We start from the raw sequence: 22,854 nt of genomic DNA, 5'->3' as shown, positions 1-22,854 counted from the left end.
GCGCCATCAGTCCCTCACATGCCGGGCCGTTGAGCCCGGTCAGGGACCCCGGGTGGCGCCGTCGCCCGCGGCCGCGAGGGCACTGAGGACGACGGCGCAGACGAGGTGGCGGTCGGCGAACGGGTCGCCGGAAGCCGTCAGCCGTCCCAGGACCAGTCGGCGACCTCCGGCAGGTCGGTCCCGTGGGCGCGGATCCAGTCGTGGTGGCGCAGCCGGGCGTCCTCCATCCGCTGGCGTACGGCCGAGGCGCGTACCGCCAGGCTGGGGACGCGGTCGATGACGTCCATGACCAGGCGGTAGCGGTCGAGGTCGTTGCGGACCACCATGTCGAACGGCGTGGTCGTGGTGCCGATCTCCTTGTAGCCGCGCACGTGCAGGTTCTTGTGACCGGTGCGGCGGTAGGCCAGGCGGTGGATCAGCCAGGGGTAGCCGTGGTAGGCGAAGATCACCGGCTTGTCGGTGGTGAACAGGCCGTCGTACTCGAAGTCGCTCATGCCGTGCGGGTGTTCCTCGCTCGGCATCAGCCGGGCGATGTCGACCACGTTGACGACGCGGACCGTCAGCTCGGGCAGGTTCCGGCGCAGCAACTGGGCCGCGGCCAGCACCTCCTGGGTGGGCACGTCACCGGCGCACGCCAGCACCACGTCCGGTTCGCGGGAGCCGTCCTCGGTGCCCGCCCACTCCCAGATGCCCGCGCCACGCGCGCAGTGCGCCTCGGCCTGCTCCATGGACAGCCAGTCGAAGCAGGGCTGTTTGCCGGCCACGATCACGTTGACGTAGTCGCGGCTGCGCAGGGCGTGGTCGGCCACCGAGAGCAGGGTGTTGGCGTCCGGCGGCAGATAGACCCGCACGGCCTCGGGGCTCTTGTTGAGGACGTGGTCGACGAAGCCGGGGTCCTGGTGGGAGAAGCCGTTGTGGTCCTGCCGCCACACATGGGAGGTCAGCAGGTAGTTGAGGGAGGCGATGGGGGCGCGCCAGGGCAGACGGCGCGAGGTGCGCAGCCACTTGATGTGCTGGTTGACCATCGAGTCGATGATGTGCACGAACGCCTCGTAGCAGGAGAACAGTCCGTGCCGGCCCGTCAGCAGGTAGCCCTCGAGCCAGCCCTGACAGGTGTGTTCGGACAGGATCTCCATCACCCGGCCGTGCCGGTCGAGATGCTCGTCCACCTCCAGGGTGCGGGCCTGCCATGCCTTACCGCTGGCCGCGTAGACGGCCTGCAGCCGGTTCGAGGCGGTCTCGTCGGGGCCGACGAGGCGGAAATCGCGCCGGTCAGCGGTGGCCCGCATGACGTCGTGCAGCAGGTCCCCGAGGACGCGGGTGGGCTCGTGCAGGGTCGCGCCGGGCTTGTCGACCTCGACGGCGTACCGCCCCAGGGGCGGCAGGGGCAGTTCGCGCACCAGCAGCCCGCCGTTGGCGTGCGGGGTGGCACCGAGCCTGCGTGCGCCGTCCGGGACGCAGGCCAGGACGTCGGGGGTGGGGCGGCCGTGGTCGTCGAACAGTTCCTCCGGCCGGTACGAACGCAGCCACGCTTCCAGCTGCCTCAGATGTTCCGGGTTGTCGCGGACGCCGGACAGGGGGACCTGATGGGACCGCCACGTGCCTTCCACCGGCAGGCCGTCGACCTCGGCCGGGCCGGTCCAGCCCTTGGGGGTGCGCAGCACGATCATCGGCCAGCGGGGGCGCTCGGTCGCGCCCTCCTCGCGTGCGGCGCGCCGGATCGCGGCAATGCGGTCCACAGCGGTGTCCATGGCCTGCGCCATCGCGCGGTGGACGGCGACGGGGTCGTCCCCGGCAACGTGGATCGGGTCGTGGCCGTAGCCGCGCAGGAGGTCGTCGAGCTCGGGCTCCGGGAGCCGCGCGAGGACCGTCGGGTTGGCGATCTTGTAGCCGTTGAGGTGGAGGATCGGCAGGACGGCGCCGTCCTGGACGGGGTCGAGGAACTTGTTGGAGTGCCAGGAGGCGGCCAGCGGGCCGGTCTCCGCCTCTCCGTCGCCGATCACGCAGGCGACCAGAAGCTCCGGGTTGTCGAGAGCCGCTCCGTACGCGTGCGAGAGGGAGTAGCCCAGCTCGCCGCCCTCATGGATGGAACCGGGGGTCTCGGGTGCGACATGGCTGGGTACGCCGCCGGGGAAGGAGAACTGCCTGAACAGCCGGGCCATGCCGGCCGCGTCGCGGGTGACGTCGGGGTAGGTCTGGGTGTACGAGCCCTCCAGCCAGGATCCGGCGACCACCGCGGGGCCGCCGTGGCCGGGGCCCCAGATGCACAGGGCGTCCAGGTCCCGGGCCCGAATGACGCGGTTGAGGTGGGTGTACACGAGGTTCAGCCCGGGTGAGGTGCCCCAGTGGCCGAGCAGCCGCGGCTTCACGTGCTCCGGGCGCAGCGGCTCGGTCAGCAGGGGGTTCGCCATCAGGTAGATCTGGCCGACGGACAGGTAGTTGGCGGCGCGCCAGTGGACGTCCAGCAGTCTCAGCTCGTCGTCGGAGAGCGGGGTGGGCGTCCGCTGCGTGTCGTCGGACATCATCGGTCCCTTCCGGGTCGGGGTTCGGTGGGTGCGTGCGGGTCCGTGCCTCTTACACTCCCCCCGGCCGCCGGGTGCCCGATAGGGCCGACCGGGCCATCCGGGATCGCGGCGGCCCGTCATCCGGCCCTTGGCACGAGCACGACAGGACAGTGGGAGTTCTGAAGCAGGACATGTGCGACCGGGCCGACCGGTGGCCCCAGCCGGACCGCGCTCCGGCGCATGCCGATGACCACGACGCCGGCCTCGCGCGTGCCCGCCAGCAGGGCGTGGGCCGGGCCGGTGCGAACCGTGCGGCTGTCGACCTCCACCTGCGGATACTCCTCGCGCAGGTGGGCGATGGTGAACCGCGGCACGGCCTCTTCCGCCCGGTCGATCAGGGCCTGGCGCTTCTGGCCCCGGCTCGTCGCGGCCACCGGCGAGGGCAGCTCGGGCCTGGTGTGCCGGTGCGTCGAGGCGTGCAGCACACGCAGCCGGGCGCCGCGCAGTGCCGCTTCCTGGAAGGCATGGGCGGCCGCGGCCTGGTCGGCGTCGCTCTCCAGGCCGAGCAGTACCTCGCGTCCCTCGTCGCGGGGATGGTCCCCGCGGGCGACCAGCAGCGGACTGTGCACGTGTGCGGCGAGGCGCCAGCTCACCGAGCCCGCGAGCAGGCCGGAGACAGTGCCGAACCCCCGGGTGCCCACGACGGTGAGGGCCGCGCCCTCGCTCTCCCGCGCCAGCGCCCGCACGGCGGCGTCCTCCACGGCCCTGGTCTCCACCCGCAGACCGGGACGGCGTTCGTGGACCCGTGCGGCGGCCGACGCCAGAATGGGGCCGGCCTCGTCGCGATCGGCCACGGCGTGGACGACGCGCAACGCCAGGCAGCGGCGCGCCGCCTCCTCGGTGGCGCAGTCCAGGGCCCGTACGGCGGCCAGTGAACCGTCCACTCCGACGACGACATGACGATCAGTCATGGTCTTCTCCCTTCCCTTCCGTGCGCGGGGGTTTCCTTCGGCGTGACGCCGAGGGCGGAGGCGAGCCCGCGCCGGCCGGCCGGGGGGCCGATCCCACAGCGGGTCCTCGCAGGATGCTCGTCGTCCGCGGCGGGCAGGGGCAGGGGCCGATGGAACCCGTCCGCACGCCGTGCGGCCCCTCCCATCGGGACGAACGGCCCCGGGCGGATTCCCCGGGCCGGGCGAGGGAGCTCTCGCCGGTGAGGCCGGAGGAGACCGTCAAGCGCCGAGGTCCACCCCGTACAGGGTGCGTCCGCCGACGAGTTCACGCCCGGTGACCAGCTCGGGCTCGATGCGGACGAAGACCTCCTGCGGCGCGGGCACCCAGGAGACCGGGCCGGTGCGGGCCAGGCGTTCGTGCTCGGCGGCGTCCGTCACCACCGTGGCAGGGCCCGTGACGACGACGCTCCAGCCGGACTGCCGGGCCGCGTCGACGTCGTCTGCCTCGAAGGCCACCACCGTGCCGTCGACCGCGCGGACCAGATCCGAAGCCGCGGACGTGCGCAGCAGTACCGCGCCGTCGTCGTCGAGGCTGAAGTTCACCGGCAGTACGGCGGGCAGGGCCCGGCGCGTGAAGACGATGCGGCCGACGGGCACCTTGGTCATCAGCCGCAGACATTCCTGCCGCCCGAGTTCGCGGAAACCGTCGTTGGGATACATGAGCCACCTGCCTTCAGCCTGGTACAGCGGTACTGCGGCTTTCCATACTGAACCGCGTGAGACGGGGACCGGGGGGGCCTTCGGTCCCGGCCGTCCCGGAGAACGACCCTTGTCACGCCGCTACGACTCCCCAGTGATCCAGGCCTTCGGGAGAGGTGCCGGCATCGGGCGGCAGTCAGTACGAGGTGCCGCCGCCGGTGCGTTGCCGGAAGGTCCGCCGTCGGCCGGCTGAGGGCGCCCGCCGCGCGATGTGCGGACCTGCGTCCCCGATCACGCGGCGAGCCTCAGCAGGCACCGGTCAGGCGAGGTGCCCCTGATGCGGCACGATCGCGACCGGGCAGGCGGAGTGGTGCAGCATCGCGTGGGCCACGCGGCCGAGCTGGAGTCCGATGTGCCCCTCCCGGCGCTCGGCGCCGACGACCAGGAGGTCGGCACGGTGCGAGGCGTCCACCAGCACCCGGCGGGGGTGGCCCTCGACGGTGCGCCGCTGCACATCGGCACCCGCCGGGAGCTCCCGCAGCGCCGCCTCGAGGTGCTCGACGGCCCGCTCCTCGTGCAGCCGCGCGGGTTCCCCGGCGAGCAGCGGATGGTCGGTGCTCTCGTGTGCGGGGCAGCGCCAGGCCCGTACGGCTTCCAGAGGCACCCCGCGTCGCCGCGCCTCCTCGGCGGCGAACCTCACCGCCGCCGAGGCCTTCGCGTCCTCGCCGACGCCCACGACGACCCGACCGCGAACCGGCGGCGTCGCCTGGTTGTCGTGGCTGCCGCGCAGCACGATCACCGGGCAGTCGGCGTGCGCGGCGACGGCCAGGCTGACGGAACCGCGCAGCATCTCCGCGATGCCGCTGCGGCCGCGGGTGCCCACCACCAGCGCGCAGGCGTTCCGCCCCTCGCGGACCAAGGCGTACTCCGGCTCCTCGAGCACCACAGCGGCGCTCACCCGGAGACCGGGGTGCCGGCAGCGGGCCCGCTCGGCGGCTGCGCCCACCACGTCCTGGGCCAGGGGCAGCGCGGTCGGCCTGCCGAGCTCCCGGGCGAGGGCAGCACCCTCGTACCGCGCCCACCGGCAGGCGTACACCACCCGCAGTGACACTCCGCGCAGCGCGGCCTCGTCGGCCGCCCAGTCGACGGCCCGCAGACTCGGCTCGGAGCCATCCACGCCCACGGCCAAGGGCCCGCCGAGGGATCGCTCGACAGCCGCGTTCATGATCTCCACTCCTCCACCGAGCTCAGTCAGTCGTGCGCGACGACGGCCACGGGGGCGGCGGCGTGGTGCAGTACCGCGTGCGTGACGGGTCCGATGTGGACGCCGAACGGGCTGCGGCGGACCCGGCGGCCGACGACGACGAGGGACGCCTCACGGGAGGCGTCGATGACGTGGTTGGAGGGGCTGCCGGAGCGGGACTCCTCGACCACATGGACATCCGGGTACTTCTGCCGCCAGGGCCGCAGCACCTCGGTGAGGGCGGCGGCCTCCTGCCGCCCCAGTTCGGCGTTGAGCTCGAGGTCGGCGGGCAGGCCGTAGGCGAAATAGGGCGGAAGGTTCCAGCCGTGCACGGCCCGCAGGGCGGTGTCGCGACGGGCGGCCTCCTCGAAGGCGAAAGCGATCACCGTGTCATCGGGGTGGCCCGTGTCGAGGCCGAGCACCACGGGCCGGTACGGCGTGGCGGCGGACGGAAGACCGGCGGGGTCCTTCTCATGTTCGTCGGCTGCCTGCTCCCCGGCCCGTACCAGGACGACGGGGGTGTCCGTGTGCGCGATCACGGACATGCCCACGGACCCGACGAGGAACCCGCCGACACCGCTCAGCCCACGTGAGCCGAGGACCAGCAGTTCAGCGTCCTTGGACGTCTTCGCCAACGCGTCCATCGGCCGCCCCGGAATCTGCTCCGTCTCCACCTGCACGCCGGGGTGGCGCAGACGGAGTCCCTCAGCCGCCTCACGCGGAATCCGCTCGCTCCAGTGCGCCTGCGTCTCGGCGCCCAGCAGCGGGGCCTGCGCCATCGGCTCCGGGACGGGCTCCCAGACGTGCACCAGCCGCAGCGGCAGGCCGCGCAGCTTGGCCTCACGGGCCGCCCACTCGGCGGCCGCACGGCTCTCGGGCGAGCCGTCGAGGCCCACGGTGACGTTGCGGGACATGCTGTCCACCTCCTGAATCGGGTTGCGACGCCAGGGTGGTGGTGAGGGCAGGCCGCGGTGCAGAGACCGCAGGTCCCCGGTCCGGGGCCAATGGTCCCCACCCTCCCGGCCCCGCTGTTCTCCGCCAACGCCGAGACCTTCCGCCGCCGGGCCCCGGCCGCCGTCGACGAACAGCCCGAACCGGTCCGCTGGTTCGTCCTCGACGCCGAGGCCGATGGGGAGGCCGGCATCACCGCCCTGGACGCCGTCGGCGAACTCCACCGCGAACTCACCCGCCGCGGCGTCGCCTTCGCCCTCGCCCGCGGCAAGCAGGACCCGCTGGACGACCTGACCGCGTACGGCCTGGCGGACACCGTCGGCCGGGAACGGATCTCTCCCACTCCGCCGACGGCGGTGGCCGCAGACCGGAGGTGGTGCCGCGGGCAGCAGACCGCCCGGTCCCTTCGCAGCGCCGGGCTCGCGGGGCGCGGGCCAGCGCGCCCCGGCTCGGGCGCTTCCCTTGAGGGACTGCACGGACAGAGCCGACAGGAGGTCTTCCCGGTGCCGTACGACCCTGCGGCGGACCGGGTCGTGGGACCGGTGTTCCCTGATCCATGGGGCCCTTCGGCCCCTCTTCGCCCCGCACCGGCGAACGCCGCCGAAATGCCGCCCGGTGCCTGATACACAGGAAACGGCCGCCCCCATCGGAGGCGGCCCGCTCCCCCTCATCAGCCCCTGTCCGGGAGGCATCATGCTGTCCGCAGAATCCGCCGCCGTGGTCCGTGCCACACTGCCCGCCGTGGCCGGCGCGCTCGACGAGATCACGACGCGCTTCTACGGCGCGATGTTCCGTGACCGGCCCGAGCTGCTGGACGGGATGTTCAACCGCGGCAACCAGGCCAGCGGGGCCCAGCGCCGAGCGCTGGCCGGCTCGATCGCCGGGTTCGCGACCGCCCTGCTCGACGATCCGGACACCCGCCCGGACACCCTGCTGGACCGGATCGCGCACAAGCACGCCGCCGTCGGAGTCACCGACGACCAGTACACGATCGTGCACAAGTACCTGTTCGGCGCGATAGCCGAGGTCCTCGGCGACGCCGTCACTCCCGAGGTGGCGGCTGCCTGGGACGAGGTGTACTGGCTGATGGCCGGCGCTCTGATCGGCCGGGAGGCCCGCCTGTACCAGGACGCGGGCGTGGAGCCCGGCCGGATCTGGCGGCAGTGGACGGTCGTCGAGCGCCGCACGGAGACTCCGGACGTGGTGTCCTTCCTGCTCCGACCCGCCGACGGCCGGCCAGCGCCGCGGGCGCGGGCGGGCCAGTACGTCAGCGTCCGCCTGCGCATGCCCGACGGAGTGCACCAGTTGCGCCAGTACAGTCTGTCCTCCGACCCGGGCGGGAATCTGCGGCGCATCACCGTCAAGCGGGTCGCCGGGGCGGCCGGGGCGCCGGACGGCGAGGTCTCCAACCTGCTGCACGACCGGGTGCACGAGGGCGACGAGCTGGCGCTCTCCGCTCCCTTCGGGGACGTCTTCCTCGACGAGCCGGCCGACGCCACCACTCCGGTCGTCCTGGTCTCCGCGGGCATCGGCGGCACCCCGATGGCAGGCATCCTGGCCCGGCTCGCCGCCCTCGGCTCGACCCGCCCGGTCCTGGTCCTGCACGCCGACCGCTCCCCCGCCGACCACGCCCTGCGTACCGAGACAGGTGAGCTGGTCGGGCAACTGACGGGGGCCCGCGCGGTCTTCTGGTACGAGCAGCCCGGCCCGGAGGAACCCGGCGCCCGCGAGGGTCTGATGAACCTCGACGGCATCGAACTGCCCGAGGGCGCAACGGTGTTCCTGTGCGGCCCGCTGCCGTTCATGCGCGTGGTCCGCACGCAGCTGCTGGGTGCAGGAATTCCGGCACAGCGCATCCGCTACGAGGTCTTCGGTCCCGACCTGTGGCTGCCCGGCCCGGGGGCCTGAACACCGGACGTCCCACCGTACTTCCAGGAAAGGAAGCGACATGACCGGCAATGACTTCCCGACCACCACTCCCGGCGTGCTGGTGCGTTCGGACGGCGAGGTGGACGAGGACACCCTGGCGTACGCCCGCGAGAAGATCGACGCCGTCATCGGCCGGCCGGGCGTTCCCGCCCTCACCGGCGAGGTGCGGCTCGCGAAGGCGGCCGCTCACCACGTGGACCGTCCGTGGTCGGCGACGGCGTCGCTGCACGTCGGGCGGCGTGAGGTCGTCGTTCTCGCCGAGGAGGGCACCGGCCGTGAGGTCGTCGACCGGCTCCAGGACCGGCTGCGCCGCCAGATCGACAAGGCGGCCCACACCGGACACGACGACCATCGGACGCCGGCCCCGCCGTGGCGCGGCGGCCCCGGCACCCCGCCTCCCGCGGAAGGCAGCGGTACGACGGACTCTCACCCGGCGTAGGCCTGCGGTGAGGACAGGCCCGGTCGGTGACGGTCCACCGGCCGGGCCCTGTGGTTCCCCGTGCCTGCACGTGGCGGCCGCTCCGGCGGGCCGTTCAGCCCACGAGGGTGACCAATGGCCCACTGACGGGCCTCACGGACGCGGGACACGCTGATGCCGTGCGTTCCCGATCAGCGGGCGAGAAAGAGGGGTTGTGTGATGGCGAAGGCCTATCTGGTGGGCAGCGGGATCGCGGCGCTCGCCGCGGCCACGTTCCTGATCCGCGACGGTGACTTCGACGGAGCGGACATCCACCTCTTCGAGGAGCAGCGGAACATCGACGGCGGCCTGGACGCGGGCGGCACGGCCGCCGCCGGCCACCCCCTGCTCGGCGGGCGGATGTTCGAGTCCGAATTCCGCTGCGCCCAGGGCCTGCTGTCCGGCATTCCCACCCTCGACGACCCCTCGGTGTCGGTCACCCAGGAAATCCTGACCGGCCACGAGGACTTCACAGGAGGAGGCATCGCCCGGCTCGTCGACGGCGACGGGAGGACCGTCGACACCCGCTCGACGGGGTTCTCCGAGCGCGACCGGCTGGACTTGGTCCGCTGCCTGGCCACCCCCGAGGGACACCTGGACGGCAAGCGCATCACGGACTGCTTCGGCGAGCACTTCTTCACCACGAACTTCTGGTTGCTGTGGTGCACCACGTTCGCCTTCCAGCCCTGGCACAGCGCCGTCGAGTTCCGCCGCTGCCTCAGGCGCTTCCTCCCTCTCCTTCCCGAGTTCGCCGCCATGCCGGGCATGCACCACGCCCGCCGCAACCAGTACGACTCCATCGTGCGGCCGTTGACCGACTGGCTGCGTGAACAGGGCGTGACCGTCCGGACCGGAGCCCACGTCACCGATCTCGGCTTCGCGCCGGGCCGCAGGAGTACGAGGGTCGAGCGCATCTACCTGTCCCGCAACGGCCGTGACGAGCAGATCGAGGTGGCCCCCGAGGACCTGGTCCTGGTCACCAACGGCTCGATCGACGACGCCGTCAGCCTCGGCTCGCACAACTGCGCACCGCCCCCGCACGCCCATCGCTCGGACACCTGGCTGCTCTGGCACCGGCTGTCCCGTGGGCGCGAGGACTTCGGCGACCCGACCGCCTTCGACAAGCACGTCAAGGAGTCCCGCTGCGAGTCGTTCACGGTGACCACCCGCGGCAGCGTCCTCCTCGACGCACTGGAGGAGTTCAGCGGCGGCGAGACCGGCCGTGGCGGCCTGATGACCCTCACCGGCTCCAACTGGCTGCTCACCATCGCTGCCCCGCGCCGGCCCGTCCACCCAGAACAGCCCGAAGGCGTCTCGGTCTGGTGGGGTTATGCCCTGCACCCCGGCCGCGCCGGCAACCACACGCCCAAGCCCATGACGATGTGTTCCGGCCGGGAGATCCTCGAAGAGGTCTTGCACCATCTGCCGTTCGACGAGACCGTGGCCGACCGGATCCGGACGGCCTCCACCGTCGTTCCCTGCCTCATGCCGTACGCCACCAGTCAATTCCTGGCCCGCCGCCGCGACGACCGGCCCAAGGTGGTGCCCGAGGGATCCGTCAATCTCGCCTTCATCGGCCCGTTCGCCGACGTGCCGGACGACGTCGTGTGCACCGTCGAGTACTCCGTCCGCACCGCCTGGACAGCGGTGGCCCGGCTCCTCGGGCTCGGCGAGCACCCGCCCGGCGTCCTGGAGGGCCGTCACCACCCCCGCGTCCTGGCCGCGGCATGGGAGACCGTGCACCGCCGGTAACCCGGAATGCCGCCGGCCGACGCGTCCCGGCCCACGTCTGGATGCAGGCGCCGTACCGGCGTCGCCGTACGGCGCGGCCGCGTGACCGGCCCGGGGAGCGTGGCTGCTCGTGACGAGCACTGAGGACGGGCCAGGCGATTCTCACGCCGCCTCCCCGGCCAGGGGACCCGACAGCGCCCGGGGCGCCCTCACAGGTCGCCGGGCAGGCCGAGGCCGGTGAGGGCGCCGACCGGGTCCGGGTCCGGCGTGCCTCTCGGCCACCAGTCGTCGTGGCCCGGCTCGGACTCGTAGGCGTACCAGAGCCCGTCGCGGCCGAGGCGGAGCTGGAGGTGGCCCTGGGGGTGCGTGAGGTGGTTGCGCCAGGGGCGGAAGGCGGGCAGGTCGGCGGCGAGGAGCAGGGGCCTGGCCCGGTCGAATCGGCCGGCGGGCGGGTCCCACGGCTCCTCCAGCACGGCGAGGCCCTCCAGGCCGCCCTGGCGCCAGGCGGCGACCGCGCGGGCGAGCTCGGACGGGGTGCGGCCCGCCGCGGCGGCGAGGGACGCGTACAGCGACCGCGTCCCGGCGGTGAGCCCCGCGCCCGGTCGGGCCGCGGCCAGACGGACCGCGTCCTGCCAGAAGGTCAGCTGTCCGACCGGGTCGCGGCCGGTGCCGAGCAGGGCGTGGGCACGGGCGGCGGCGTCCGTGGCCAACTGGTCCAGCGCGAAGGGGTCCGGCCCCCCGGGTGCCGCCGGGTAGGCCGGGGGCTGCTCGGGATGCGCGAGCGGAGGCAGTGGAGCGGGCAGGGGCGCGAGGGCGCGCGAGGCGAGGACCTCGGCCGCCCGCACGCCCGGCAGGGGCGCCGGGCCCCTGTCCTGCGCGGCGCGCGCCGCGCGGGTGGCGCTCAGCCGGGACAGCGCGTCGAGCAGCTCCCGTTCGCCCCGGCCGCGCAGCAGGAGCAGGACGAAGGGGTCGGCGTCGAGCAGCCGGGCGGTCTGGTAACAGAGGGCGGCCGCGTGCTTGCAGGGGTGGGCGCGGTCGGGGCAGCTGCAGTGGGGCTCCAGGTCTCCGGGGCCGGGCAGCAGCGGCACGCCGCACTCCGCGAGGGACTGGGGCATCTCCTTGTCGAGCAGCGCCGCGATGTGGCCGGGGCGGTCGGCGGCGGCGTCCAGGAAACGGTCCCAGTCGGTGTCGTCGAGCGTGCGCAGCCGCACCTGGACGCGGTAGGGGCGGGGGCGGCTGCCCTGGACGTAGGCGAGCACCAGTCCGGGCGTGACCGTGATGGCGTCGACGTGCCCCTGTCCCGCGTATCCCCGCCCGCGCTCCAGCCGTTTCACGTCCAGCGCGCCCTGTTCCAGCGCCCCGACCCAGGCGTTTCCCCACCAGCTCTCGGCGAAGCGGTCACCGTCCCGCGGTGGGAACGGCGGGAAGGTACGCCGGAGTTCGTGATCGCGGGCGGGGGCACCCATGGAACGGGGGGATCGGGCGGACCGGACCGCGCGGCCCCCGGAGACCGGGGGGTCCAGGAGCGGAGCCGGGGCGGCCGGGGGCTCGGTGACGGGAACCGGGGCGGAAGGCGGGGGCTCGGGGACCGGAGCCGGGCCGACGGCCGGTGCGCTCGGCCGGGCGGGCCGAGGGGGTCGGTTGTGGTCCTGAGCCGACGTCGCCCGGGCGTCGGTGTGGGGGGTGGGGGCGAGGTCGCTGGTTCCGGTCGGGGAGCTCGGGGGCTCGGGACGGGTCTCCGGCGTCTCCGGGGGCTCTGAGGGCTCGGGGGCCGGGGCGTGTGCGCCGGGCGGCGTCTGCGGGGCTCGGCGGGCGGGGCCGTGCGGCAGGTCGGCCGTGCGAGGGGTGCCGCCGCCCTGCCCGGTCTCCGGCTCGTGGTCGTCGTCAGCCGTGTCCGGCGTGCCCGGCATCCGGAAGGCGTCGGACAGCAACTGCCGGACGTCACGCGCGCCCCTGCCGGAGGCGTCCACGCTCGCGCGACGCACGGCCGCAGCCCTGTCGTCCACGGCGCTCTGCCGGGCCCGGCGCCTGCGGCGGGCCCCCTCCCGCTCCGTCTCCTCCCGGATCCGGCGCGCGTCGTCCCGTGCGGCGCGCAGCGCCTCGCGCGCGACGTCCGCCCCACGCCGCTCGGTGCCCGCCCGGGCAGGGGCCCGAGAGGGTTCAGCACCGGTCGTGGTGCTCTCCGCCCGGTTCGCCCGGGGGGCGTCGGGTGCCGGCGGCTGCGGCGGCGCGGCCGACGGGGTGTCCTCCGGAGCACTGCCGGTACGGGACGACGGCTCGGGACGGGGCGCCGGCTCCGGACGGGCGGCAGGTGCCTGGTCGGTGCCGTGGGCCGCCCGCTCCCGGGCCTCCCGCAGGGCGCGGCGGGCCTCGTCGGCCGGGCCGGCGGTCATGTCGTCCTCCCCGGGCACGGGCGGGCGGGCAGAGCGCGGTCCTGGCGGGGCATCATGACGACCTCCGCAGCGACACCAGGTCCGCCAGCTCCCGGTCCGTCAGCTCCGTGAGGGAGGACTCGCCGGAGCCCAGGACGGCGTCGGCCAGGGCCCGCTTGGACTGGAGCATCTCGGCGATGCGGTCCTCGACGGTGCCCTCGGTGATGAGGCGGTGCACCTGCACGGGCTGGGTCTGGCCGATGCGGTAGGCACGGTCGGTCGCCTGCTCCTCGACGGCCGGGTTCCACCAGCGGTCGAAGTGCACCACATGGCCCGCCCGGGTGAGGTTCAGGCCGGTGCCGGCCGCCTTGAGCGACAGCACCAGAACCGGTGTCGAACCGGCCTGGAAGCGGTCGACCATGCGCTCCCGCTCGGGGACCGGCGTGCCGCCGTGGAGGAGGTCGACCGGGACGGCCCGGGTCGCCAGATGCGAGGTGATCAGGCGGGCCATCCCGACGTACTGGGTGAACACGAGGGCCGATCCGTCCTCGGCGAGCAGGGTGTCCAGCAGCTCGTCCAGCAGGGCCAGCTTCCCGGAGCGGGCGGCGAGCCGGTCGCCGGAGGCCGGGGTGTGCTCTTCCTTGAGGAACAGCGCGGGGTGGTCGCAGATCTGCTTCAGCGACGTGAGGAGCTTCAGCACCAGGCCCCGGCGGGGCATGCCCTCGGCCGTCTCGATGGCGAGCATCGACTCGCGGACCACCGCCTCGTACAGCGCGCCCTGTTCGCGGGTGAGCGGGACCGGGTGGTCGGTCTCCGTCTTGGGCGGCAGTTCGGGCACGATGCCCGGGTCGGACTTCTTGCGGCGCAGCAGGAAGGGCCGCACCAGCCGGGCCAGGCGCTCCACGGCCTCCTCGTCCTCGCCGTTCTCCACGGCGCGCGCGTGCCGGGCGCGGAAGGACTTCAGCGGGCCGAGGAGTCCCGGGGTGGTCCAGTCGAGCAGGGCCCACAGCTCCGAGAGGTTGTTCTCGACGGGCGTGCCGGTCAGGGCCACGCGCGCGGGGGCGGGGATGGTGCGCAGCGCCTTGGCGGTGGCCGAGTAGGGGTTCTTGACGTGCTGCGCCTCGTCGGCGACGACCATGCCCCAGGCGCGTTCGGCCAGGGCCGGGGCGGCCGAGCGCATGGTGCCGTAGGTGGTGAGGACGAAGCCGCCGTCCAGGCCGTCCAGGCCGCGGTCCGGGCCGTGGAAGCGGCGCACGGGCACGCCGGGGGCGAACCGCGTGATCTCCCGCTGCCAGTTGCCCAGCAGGGAGGCCGGGCACACGACCAGGGTGGGTTCGCTGCGGGCCCGCTTCAGGTGCAGGGCGATGAGGGTGACGGTCTTGCCGAGGCCCATGTCGTCGGCGAGGCAGCCGCCGAGGCCGAGGGAGGTCATCGACTCGAGCCAGGCGAGGCCCCGGAGCTGGTAGTCCCGGAGGGTCGCCTGAAGGTCCGGGGGCGGTTCGGCGGGGCGGATCCCCGCGGTCAGGCGGTCGCGCAGGGCGGCCAGCGCGCCCACCGGGACGGCCGGGACCGTCTCGCCGTCCACGTCGGCGGTGCCGGTGAGGGCGACGGACAGCGCGTCGACCGGGTCGAGCAGGCCCAGGTCCCGTTTGCGGGCCTTGCGGACCAGCGCCGGGTCGACCAGCACCCACTGGTCGCGCAGCCGGACGACCGGGCGGTGGGCCTCGGCGAGGGCGTCCATCTCGGTGTCGGTGAGCGGGTCGCCGCCGAGTGCCAGCTGCCAGCGGAACTGGAGGAGGTCCTCGCTCTCGAAGAAGCCGGTGCCGTCGGTCGCCGAGCCGGGGGCCGGACGGACCACCGCCGCTGCGGACAGATCCTGTGCGAGGTCCCGCGGCCAGTGCACCGCGACCCCCGCCGCGGCGAGCCGGGTCGCCGCGATGCCCAGCAGGTCGGTGACCTCGTCCTCGGTCAGGGCCAGCACGTCGGGCACGTCCTGGTCGGCGAGCCGGTCCAGCGGGGGCCAGACGCGGGCCGCGCGGCGGACGGCGAGTGCCGCGTCCACGCGCGCGCGGGGGCCGAAGGCGTCGCCGGCCGCACCCGCCCACAGGGCCGCCGCGTCGGCCACGAGGGTGGGGTCGGCGAGGCTGTGCACCTGGACGATCGCGGCGCCGGCGCTGCGGGCACCCCCGTCGGAGGCGTCGTCGAACAGGTCGTAGGCCGACAGGTCCAGGCGGAGCGAGATCCGCACGCCGGCGTCCATCCCGGCGGCGACTTCGGCGGCCCAGTCGTGGGCGGTGGGCAGATGCTGGGCCTCGCGGGCCGCGAAGGGCCGGCCGGAGGTGTGGGGTGCGGCAGGGGTGCGGGGCAGGGTGTCGGCCACGGCGTCGAGGAAGGCCCGCACCAGCGCTTCCGGCTCGGGCAGCAGGATCGGCCCGGGGCCGGGCAGCGGCACGGCGTGGCCCTCGTAGGGCAGGGCTGCGGCCACCGCGCGCAGGTGTGCGATGTCGTCCGGGTCGAGGGGGCCGGCGCGCCAGGCGTCGTGGCCCGTGGCGGTCAGGCCGGGCAGCAGCCGGCCGCGGGCGGTCAGCCGCAGGGCGTGCAGGGCGGCCGCGCCCCAGCAGGCCGTGGCGGGGTGGGCCGCGGGGTCGTGCCGGGCGCGCACGAGGAGCGGCAGGGCGGCGTCGAGCGGGAGGGTCAGCGCGGGGGTGGTGCGCCGCCGGACCCCGGTGGCGCCGTGCCTTCGTACGACGGTCAGCTCGGTGTCACCGGCGTCCGCAGTGCCTTCCGCGTCTTCTGGGAGGGGTCCGCTCTCGGGGTCCCAGAAGGCGATGCGCCCCTCGCGCGGGAGGGGCGCGGGCAGGAAGACGGCAGGGAGCCGGACCGGGACCGCCGTCTCCCCCGCCCGCTCGGCCATCAGAGCCGTCTCTCCCATACGTCCTGCCACCTCCCGCCCCGTGTGCCGGATCAGTTGTCTCCGACTCTACGGGCGGGGTCTGACAATCGGCCCCGGCGGCCGGGCCAGGGCACGGTCCGGCAGGGTCAGGGCACGGTCCGGGAGACGACGTACACCCAGGGGTAGGCCGGGTTGGACAGGTCGACGACCACGTCGTGGGTGGGGGCCGGGTTCTTCTGCCGGTGGACGAAGCCGTACCAGGATTCGGTCGTGGCGAACTTCCAGCCGGTGATCCCGCGGTCGCGGGCGCCGATGGTGACGTCGCCCTGCTTCAGGTCCTTGCGCGTCACACCCAGGCCGGTCAGATAGGCGTCCAGGCCCGCCGCGTTGGTCTCGAACTGGGTGTAGAGGCGGCTGGTCTTCCAGTTGTTGGTCTCGTAGTACGCCACGTGCCACGCCGGGTGCGGGACGGGCACCTGGTAGATCCGGCGCTGGAGCTTGGAGGGCCAGCCCGCGGTGAGGCCGGTCGCCGAGTACTTCGCCTCCTTGTCCTTGCCGCTGTCGCGGCTCTGGTTCGCGGAGATCACGAGGTAGCCGGCCGGGATGCCGATGAGCAGCACGATGATCAGCAGGGTGAGGGACCTGCGGCGGATCATGTGGCGGCGGTCCTCGACCGGGCGCTCCGGTTCGTCGGGCCAGGGGCCCTGGTGGGGCAGGGAGGCGGTCACGGCGTCTCCTGGGTACTGCGGAGCGACTGCGCGTACCGCTCGAGGCGCTCGTAGCGCTCCACGCGGCGGCGCTTGGCGCGGCGGAAACGGCGGGCGACCAGCCGGGCGAGGTCGGCGGCGCCGACCATGCCGGCCTCGGGGCCGAGCTGGGCCCGGACGATGCGGGCCTCGGGGCGGTAGCCGCGGCCGGTGAGGTGCCGCTTGAAGGCGTCCCGGGCCGGGCCGATCAGCAGGTCGTCGGCGGCCGAGACGCCGCCGCCGATCACGAAGCAGGAGGGGTCGAGGGCGGCGGCGAGGTTGGCGATGCCGACGCCGAGCCACTGGCCGATGTCCTGGAGCAGCTCGATGCACATGGCGTCGCCCTCGCGGGCCAGCTCGGTGATCATCGGTCCGGTGATGTCGCCGATGCTGCCCTTGACGTGCTCGATGATCCCGTAGGCGACCGGTGAGTCGGCGGCGGCCAGCTCGCGGGCCTCGCGGACCAGGGCGTTGCCGGAGCTGTACTGCTCCCAGCAGCCGCGGTTGCCGCACGGGCAGCGGTGGCCGCCGGGCACGACCTGCATGTGGCCGAACTCGCCGGCGACGCCGTATTTGCCGCGCTTGACCTGGCCGTCCTCCAGGATCGCGCCGCCGATGCCGGTGCCGAGGGTGATCATGACGAGGTGGTCCTCACCGCGGCCGGCGCCGAAACGCCACTCGGCCCAGGCGGCGGTGTTGGCGTCGTTGTCCACGAGGACGGGGACGGAGAGCCGGCCCGAGAGGCGGTCGCGCAGCGGTTCGTTGCGCCAGGACAGGTGGGGGGCGAACAGCACCCGGTTGCGGTCGGCGTCCACCCAGCCGGCCGCGCCGATGCCGACGGCGTGCACATCGTGGCGGTCGGAGAGGTCCAGGACCAGCTCGGCGATGGTGTCCTCGACGACCTTGGGGCTCTTGGACTTGTCCGGGGTCTCCGTGCGGAGCATCTCCAGGATGTTGCCGTCGGCGTCGACGACGCCCGCCATCACCTTCGTACCGCCGATGTCGATGCCGACCGTGGGCACGCGGGGGGCCGTCAGGTGCGAGCGGCGCTCCCGGGTGCCGACGGTGCGGAGCGCCGTGGCACGGCGGGAGCCGATGGGGGCGGTGAAGTCGCGGTAGGTGCTCATCGCGCCCGATTCTGCCTCACAGGACGGCACGGTGCGGAGCACAGGGGTGGCGCGGATCATCGTCGAGCGCGGGCCGGTGGCGGCCTGCCGCGGAGTTTCCCGCGCCCCTAGGAACGCACCAGCAACTGGAATTCGAAGCTGTAGCGCGTCGGGCGGTACGTGTGTGTGCCGTACTCGACAGCGCGTCCCGTGTCGTCGAACGTGACGCGTTGCATCGTCAGCAGTGGCGCACCCGTCTCCTCCGCCAGGCGCTCCGCCTCCTCCGCCGTCGCCGCCCGGGCGCCGATCGACTGGCGGGCGCTGTGCAGGGTGATGCCCGCCGCGCGCATCAGCCGGTAGAGGCCGGTCGTCTCCAACTGGCCGGTGTCGAGGTCGATGAGGCCGGGGGGCAGGAAGTTGCACAGGTAGGCCATGGGCTCGCCGTGGGCGAGACGGAGGCGTTCCACGCGGTGGACGTCGCTGTCCTCGGCGACGCCGAGTGCCGCGGCGACTTCCGCGGAGGCCGGGACCAGCTTGTTCACAAGGACCCTGGTGGCCGGGCGCTGGCCCGCCGCCTCCAGGTCGTCGTAGAGGCTGCTGAGCTCCAGCGGGCGTTTGACCTGGCTGTGCACGACCTGGGTGCCCACGCCGCGGCGGCGTACGAGCAGGCCCTTGTCGACGAGCGACTGGATCGCCTGGCGGACGGTCGGCCGGGACAGGCCGAGCCGGGCGGCGAGTTCGATCTCGTTGCCCAGCAGGCTGCCGGGGGTCAGCGTGCCGTGCTCGATCGCGGCCTCCAGCTGCTGGGACAGCTGGAAGTACAAGGGCACGGGAGAGCTGCGGTCCACGCTCAGCTCGAGCTGCACGGTCGGGTCCACTTCTGGTTTCGGCACGGGCCGAGCGTAGCCCCGTGCGTTGTTGACGGGAAGTCGTGTAGTCAGATTGTCCGGACATACAGATTGACAGCGGCGGGCTGTGCACGCACTTTGTTTTCATGCGCATCGGCGTCATCGGTACGGGCCGCATCGGCACCATCCACGCGAACACGCTCAGTCGGCATCGCGACGTCGGCTCCCTGATCCTGACGGACGCGGAGCCGGTCAGGGCCCAGGAACTGGCGCACCGGCTGGGCGAGACGGCCGCGCCCGGCGTGGAGGAGATCTTCCGCTGGGGCGTCGACGCCGTGGTGATCACGACGGCGACGTCGGCCCACGCCGAACTGATCGGTCGGGCAGCACGCTCGGGTCTGCCGGTGTTCTGCGAGAAGCCCATCGCGCTGGACCTGCCGGGCAGCCTGAGCGCGATCGCCGAGGTGGAAACGGCCGGGACGATTCTCCAGATGGGCTTCCAGCGCCGCTTCGACGCCGGGTACACGGGCGCACGCGAGGCCGTGCGGTCCGGCCGGCTGGGGCGGCTGCACACCGTGCGGGCGCTGACCAGCGACCAGGCGCCGCCGGACGCCGCGTGGCTGCCGCTGTCCGGCGGACTGTACCGGGACACGCTGATCCACGACTTCGACGTCCTGCGCTGGGTGACCGGCCGGGAGGTGACGGACGTCTACGCCGCCGGGTCGGACGCCGGCCCCCGGATGTTCCGCGAGGCGGGTGACGTGGACACCGCCGCAGCGCTCCTCACCCTGGACGACGGCACGCTCGCCACGCTCACCGGGACCCGGATGAACGGAGCCGGCTACGACGTGCGGATGGAGCTCGCCGGGGAGCGCGACCAGATCGTGGTCGGCCTGGACGACCGTACGCCGATCGCGTCCACCGAGCCGACCGGGCCGCCGGCCGCGGACAAGCCGTGGGCGGGCTTCCTGGAACGGTTCGGCCCCGCCTACGAGGCGGAACTGAACGCGTTCGTCGAGGTGGTCCGGGGCGAGCGGGCCAATCCCTGCGACGGTCGCGAGGCGTTGCAGGCGCTGCGGGTCGCCGAGGCGTGCGAGCTGTCGCGGCGCGAGCGCAGGCCGGTGCACCTCGCGGAGATCCCCGGCGGGGCCTCTCCGGCGTTCGGCTGACGCCCGGGCCTGATCGGTCTGGGCGGCCATGCACGGGCTCGTGACGCTGGAACTGGCCGGAACCCTCGACGCCGCCACGGCCGAGTCCGCCTTCCGGTCCGGTCAGTGCTCTTCCGGTGCCTCCTCCAGGAGCCCCGCGTCGTAGGCGAGCAGCGCGATCTGCACCCGGTTGTTGAGGTCGAGCTTGGCCAGGATGCGTGAGACGTGCGTCTTCACGGTCGGGACGCTCATGTAGAGGGCTGCGGCGATCTCGGCGTTGGCCAGGCCCCGGCCGACGGCGACGGCGACCTCGCGCTCACGGTCGTTGAGGACGGTCATGCGTTCCCGCGCGCGAGTGCGGCGCGTGTCGGCGGCGGTGCCGACGGCGTGCCGCATCAGCTGCCGGGTGACCGTGGGCGACAGGACCGGGTCACCGGCCGCCACCCGGCGCACCGCCGCGACGATCTCGGCCGGCGGGGTGTCCTTGAGGACGAACCCGGCGGCGCCGGCGCGCAGCGCGCGCAGCACCTGCTCGTCGGCGTGGAAGGTGGTGAGCACCACCACCTGCGGGGCGTCCTTGCGGGCGCGCAGCCGTTCCGTCGCGGTGAGACCGTCCACCGTCGGCATCCGGATGTCCATGAGCACGACGTCCGGGCGGGTGCGGTCGACGAGGGTCTCCGCCTCGGCTCCGTCGGCGGCCTCGCCGACGATCTCGATGTCGTCGGCGCCGCCCATCATGAAGGACAACCCGGCCCGCACCAGCGGATCGTCGTCGACGAGGAGCAGTCTGATCGCAGTCATGAGCGTTACGTAATCACGGCCGGGCCGGGCGGCGGGCCCGAACGGGACGGCATCGGGACAGGAAGGGCCGGACGGGCAGGAAGGGGCCGGGCGGAAAGGGACGCGGACAGGAAGGGGGCCGGGCGCTCACCCCCACGGCAGCCACGCCCGCACCTCGAACCCGCCCTGCGGGGTGGGGCCGTGCTCCAGCCGGCCTCCGGCCAGGGTCGCCCGCTCCGTGAGGCCGATCAGTCCCTGCCCGGAGCCGGGGACGGGTGGCACCTCGCCCTCGGGCGGCGGGTTGTGCACGCGGACGGTGAGCCCGGTGCCCGGTGCGCCGGTGACGGTCACCGTGACCTCCGTTCCGGGGGCGTGCTTGCGCGCGTTGGTCAGGCCCTCCTGGGCGATCCGGTAGGCGGTGCGGCCGACCGAGGACGGGACGCCGTCGGGGTCCTCGACGTGGTGGGCGAGGGAGACCTTCATGCCGCCCTGGCGGGACTCGGCGACCAGGGTGTCCAGCGCCGCGAGGGTCGGCTGCGGCCGGCCCGTGTCGTCGGCCTCGCCCGCTCGCAGCACGCCGATGATCTCCCGCAGGTCCTGGAGCGCCTCGTGCGCGCTCTCCCGGATCACGCCCGCCGCCCGCGCCGTCTGTGCCGGGGGCGCGTCGGGCCGGAACTCCAGGGCGCCGGCGTGCACGCTCAGCAGGGTGAGCCGGTGGGCGAGCACGTCGTGCATCTCCCGCGCGATGGCCTCGCGGGCGAGCCGCTGGGCCCGCTCGGCCCGCAGCTGCGCCTCGGTCTCGGCGCGCCGGGCCCGGTCCCTCAGGCTCAGCATGAGCTGCCGCTTGGCCCGTACGAACATGCCCCAGCCGACGGTCGCCACGGTGAGCACCTCGACGAAGGGCACGCTCACCAGGTAAGGGAGGTCCGCGTCGGGGCGTATCCAGTAGTAGAGCGGCACCAGCGCCATGTTGACGCCGCCGACCCAGGCCACGTAGCGGAAGGGGCGGTGCACGGCGAGGGTGAACAGGGCGATGAGGCCCGCGCCGCCCGAGGTGTCCGAGAGGAAGCCGACCGGGGTCAGCGCCACGGCCAGCCCCAGCGGCCAGCGGCGCCGCAGCCAGACCGCAGCGCACGCCAGCGCGCCGGTCACCTGGTCGACGACGGCCAGTGCGTTCGGCACGTGCGGGTTGCGGGCGAGGGCGTCGACGGCCATCGCGCCCACGAACACGGCCAGCAGGAAGCAGAAGAAGTCGACGACCCAGTCGCGGGCGGTGCGCCGGGGCCGCCGCCCGGCCCGTGCGGCGTCGAGGTCGAGTTCGTGCAGGAGGGCCGACGGGAAGAACCATCGGCGCCCGGTGAACAGCGCGGGCGTCTCCCCCACCGGCACCAAAGAGGCGTGCCCCACGTCGTCACCCGTCACGAGCGACCAATCTACGCAGTCGTCCGCCCCTCCCACCCGTCGTCGGGCGGGATCGTCGACCGAAGTCGTCACGACGCATACTTTCGGCGCCGCCGCCGCGCCGCGGCGGGGACTTCCGTCGCCGTGCGCCCCTCCCGCGGCCGATGTGCGTGCGGGATGCGCGGGACGAGGCTGGTGGCATGAAGCAGGTACTGGAGATTCTCGGCTTCCTCGCCCTGGTCCAGGGTGTGGCGGGCCTGGTGCACGAGTTCACCGACTGGGACTGGGGCCTGGTGCAGCGCCTGGAGTTCCTCGACGGCTACGAGATCTACGCGAGCGTCGCGCTGCTCGTGCTGGGCGTCGCCCTGTTCGCGGCGGCCGGGAGCCGGAGGTCCGTCTGAGACGCCGACGGACGTCCGGCCCCCAGGTCGCGTCGGGGCTCAGCAGCCGTAGTCGACCAGGTCGAACGACTCGTAGTGGTCGGCCGTGTAGTAGTCCTCCTGGTTCTGCTCACCGGTGACGATGCGCCGGGCGCCGCGGGTGGAGGAGCCCGGGGTGATGACCGTGTACTCGTGGTAGTAGCCGGACGACTTGCTCGGCAGGACGCCCTCCCGGTTCTGGAAGACGGTGCCGTCCTGCTCGAAGGGATAGGGGCCGCCCTGCTCGATCAGGCCGAGCGTGTCGTGGGCCTGGGACGGCAGGTCGCTGTAGCAGATGTCGCCGACAGCGGTGGGGGCGGCGTCGGCCGTGGTGGCGGAGACGGTTCCGCCGACGAGGAGGGCGGACAGGAGGGCGGCTGCTGCGCCGAGCCGCGAGGCGCGTGGGGGGAAATTCATGACGTTCATGATGACGCGCGTAGACGCTGGCATGTCAATGACAAGCCGGCGAATTTCCTGTGAAGCCCCGTCTGTTCGCGGGAAGTTGACTCTCACTCCCGCCCCTCCCCCTCGGGCGGGAACCCGGAGCCGCGCACGACCGGGAAGGTCAGCAGGTGCAGGCTGTCGACGAGGTCGAGCGCCGGCAGGGCCGGACGAGGGCGCCGCCGCCGTGCAGGCACCCGGCCGTGCAGAAAGGCGCCACTCATCGCCCGGCCGTA

Annotated in this window: 19 protein-coding genes and 1 pseudogene; 6 read left to right on the top strand and 14 right to left on the bottom strand. The window is 73.7% G+C overall.

Annotation, left to right across the window (positions count from 1 at the left end):
* Nucleotides 1–137: 137 nt before the first annotated feature.
* The 5 genes from AB0937_RS32255 to AB0937_RS32235 form a co-directional block, all read right to left on the bottom strand.
* The gene (locus AB0937_RS32255; RefSeq protein WP_366716785.1) at nt 138–2,522 is read right to left on the bottom strand and encodes a phosphoketolase family protein; all 2,385 of its coding nucleotides are present in this window, start codon (nt 2,520–2,522) and stop codon (nt 138–140) included.
* Between the two features lie 119 nt (nt 2,523–2,641).
* Nucleotides 2,642–3,475 (bottom strand): universal stress protein, encoded by an 834-nt coding sequence (locus tag AB0937_RS32250; protein WP_366716732.1) that lies wholly within the window; start codon nt 3,473–3,475, stop codon nt 2,642–2,644.
* A 258-nt stretch (nt 3,476–3,733) separates the two neighbouring features.
* Nucleotides 3,734–4,174, bottom strand: coding sequence for a pyridoxamine 5'-phosphate oxidase family protein (locus tag AB0937_RS32245; protein ID WP_366716730.1), 441 nt, complete (start codon nt 4,172–4,174; stop codon nt 3,734–3,736).
* A gap of 298 nt (nt 4,175–4,472) precedes the next feature.
* A complete protein-coding gene (locus tag AB0937_RS32240) occupies nt 4,473–5,378 on the bottom strand; it encodes a universal stress protein (protein WP_366716728.1) in 906 nt (301 codons plus the stop codon).
* A gap of 26 nt (nt 5,379–5,404) precedes the next feature.
* Nucleotides 5,405–6,310, bottom strand: a complete 906-nt coding sequence (locus AB0937_RS32235; RefSeq protein ID WP_366716727.1) for a universal stress protein — start codon at nt 6,308–6,310, stop codon at nt 5,405–5,407.
* Nucleotides 6,311–6,367: 57 nt separating this feature from the next.
* On the opposite strand from AB0937_RS32235, the pseudogene AB0937_RS32230 reads away from it, so the two are divergent.
* From AB0937_RS32230 to AB0937_RS32215, 4 genes and pseudogenes are all read left to right on the top strand, one after another.
* Nucleotides 6,368–6,724, top strand: a pseudogene (locus AB0937_RS32230) (sodium-independent anion transporter); the annotation flags it as partial.
* 316 nt (nt 6,725–7,040) lie between these two features.
* A complete protein-coding gene (locus AB0937_RS32225) occupies nt 7,041–8,255 on the top strand; it encodes a globin domain-containing protein (protein WP_366716725.1) in 1,215 nt (404 codons plus the stop codon).
* A 40-nt stretch (nt 8,256–8,295) separates the two neighbouring features.
* A complete protein-coding gene (locus AB0937_RS32220; protein ID WP_366716723.1) occupies nt 8,296–8,715 on the top strand; it encodes a hypothetical protein in 420 nt (139 codons plus the stop codon).
* A gap of 198 nt (nt 8,716–8,913) precedes the next feature.
* Nucleotides 8,914–10,485 carry an oleate hydratase gene (locus tag AB0937_RS32215; protein ID WP_366716721.1) on the top strand — a complete coding sequence of 524 codons (1,572 nt, stop codon included), beginning with the start codon at nt 8,914–8,916 and terminating at the stop codon, nt 10,483–10,485.
* Between the two features lie 188 nt (nt 10,486–10,673).
* Here the strand turns inward: AB0937_RS32215 and AB0937_RS32210 are convergent, their stop codons facing one another.
* The 5 genes from AB0937_RS32210 to AB0937_RS32190 form a co-directional block, all read right to left on the bottom strand.
* Nucleotides 10,674–12,857: an SWIM zinc finger family protein gene (locus tag AB0937_RS32210; protein WP_366716720.1), complete on the bottom strand. Its 2,184-nt coding sequence runs from the start codon at nt 12,855–12,857 to the stop codon at nt 10,674–10,676.
* Between the two features lie 52 nt (nt 12,858–12,909).
* Entirely contained in the window at nt 12,910–15,768 is a 2,859-nt protein-coding gene (locus tag AB0937_RS32205) for a DEAD/DEAH box helicase (RefSeq protein WP_366716718.1), read from the bottom strand.
* A 107-nt stretch (nt 15,769–15,875) separates the two neighbouring features.
* A complete protein-coding gene (locus AB0937_RS32200; protein ID WP_366716716.1) occupies nt 15,876–16,457 on the bottom strand; it encodes a sugar kinase in 582 nt (193 codons plus the stop codon).
* Nucleotides 16,454–17,602: an ROK family glucokinase gene (locus tag AB0937_RS32195; protein WP_366716714.1), complete on the bottom strand. Its 1,149-nt coding sequence runs from the start codon at nt 17,600–17,602 to the stop codon at nt 16,454–16,456. The genes AB0937_RS32200 and AB0937_RS32195 overlap by 4 nt, the downstream gene beginning before the upstream one ends.
* 107 nt (nt 17,603–17,709) lie before the next feature.
* Nucleotides 17,710–18,447, bottom strand: coding sequence for a GntR family transcriptional regulator (locus AB0937_RS32190; RefSeq protein WP_366716783.1), 738 nt, complete (start codon nt 18,445–18,447; stop codon nt 17,710–17,712).
* A gap of 128 nt (nt 18,448–18,575) precedes the next feature.
* On the opposite strand from AB0937_RS32190, the gene AB0937_RS32185 reads away from it, so the two are divergent.
* Nucleotides 18,576–19,598: a Gfo/Idh/MocA family oxidoreductase gene (locus tag AB0937_RS32185; RefSeq protein WP_366716712.1), complete on the top strand. Its 1,023-nt coding sequence runs from the start codon at nt 18,576–18,578 to the stop codon at nt 19,596–19,598.
* Nucleotides 19,599–19,700: 102 nt separating this feature from the next.
* Here the strand turns inward: AB0937_RS32185 and AB0937_RS32180 are convergent, their stop codons facing one another.
* Nucleotides 19,701–20,378: a response regulator transcription factor gene (locus AB0937_RS32180; protein ID WP_366716710.1), complete on the bottom strand. Its 678-nt coding sequence runs from the start codon at nt 20,376–20,378 to the stop codon at nt 19,701–19,703.
* A gap of 126 nt (nt 20,379–20,504) precedes the next feature.
* Nucleotides 20,505–21,722, bottom strand: a complete 1,218-nt coding sequence (locus AB0937_RS32175; RefSeq protein ID WP_366716781.1) for a histidine kinase — start codon at nt 21,720–21,722, stop codon at nt 20,505–20,507.
* 236 nt (nt 21,723–21,958) lie between these two features.
* On the opposite strand from AB0937_RS32175, the gene AB0937_RS32170 reads away from it, so the two are divergent.
* Nucleotides 21,959–22,159 carry a hypothetical protein gene (locus AB0937_RS32170; protein WP_366716709.1) on the top strand — a complete coding sequence of 67 codons (201 nt, stop codon included), beginning with the start codon at nt 21,959–21,961 and terminating at the stop codon, nt 22,157–22,159.
* Between the two features lie 39 nt (nt 22,160–22,198).
* On the opposite strand, the gene AB0937_RS32165 is transcribed toward AB0937_RS32170, so the two are convergent.
* Together AB0937_RS32165 and AB0937_RS32160 are read right to left on the bottom strand one after the other, a co-directional pair.
* Nucleotides 22,199–22,594 carry a ribonuclease domain-containing protein gene (locus tag AB0937_RS32165; RefSeq protein ID WP_366716707.1) on the bottom strand — a complete coding sequence of 132 codons (396 nt, stop codon included), beginning with the start codon at nt 22,592–22,594 and terminating at the stop codon, nt 22,199–22,201.
* Between the two features lie 92 nt (nt 22,595–22,686).
* A complete protein-coding gene (locus AB0937_RS32160; RefSeq protein WP_366716705.1) occupies nt 22,687–22,842 on the bottom strand; it encodes a hypothetical protein in 156 nt (51 codons plus the stop codon).
* Nucleotides 22,843–22,854: the final 12 nt, after the last annotated feature.

The organism is Streptomyces sp. NPDC047880 (assembly GCF_040706515.1).
Taxonomy (GTDB): Bacteria; Actinomycetota; Actinomycetes; order Streptomycetales; family Streptomycetaceae; genus Streptomyces.
This window is presented reverse-complemented; position numbering and strand designations above follow the sequence as displayed.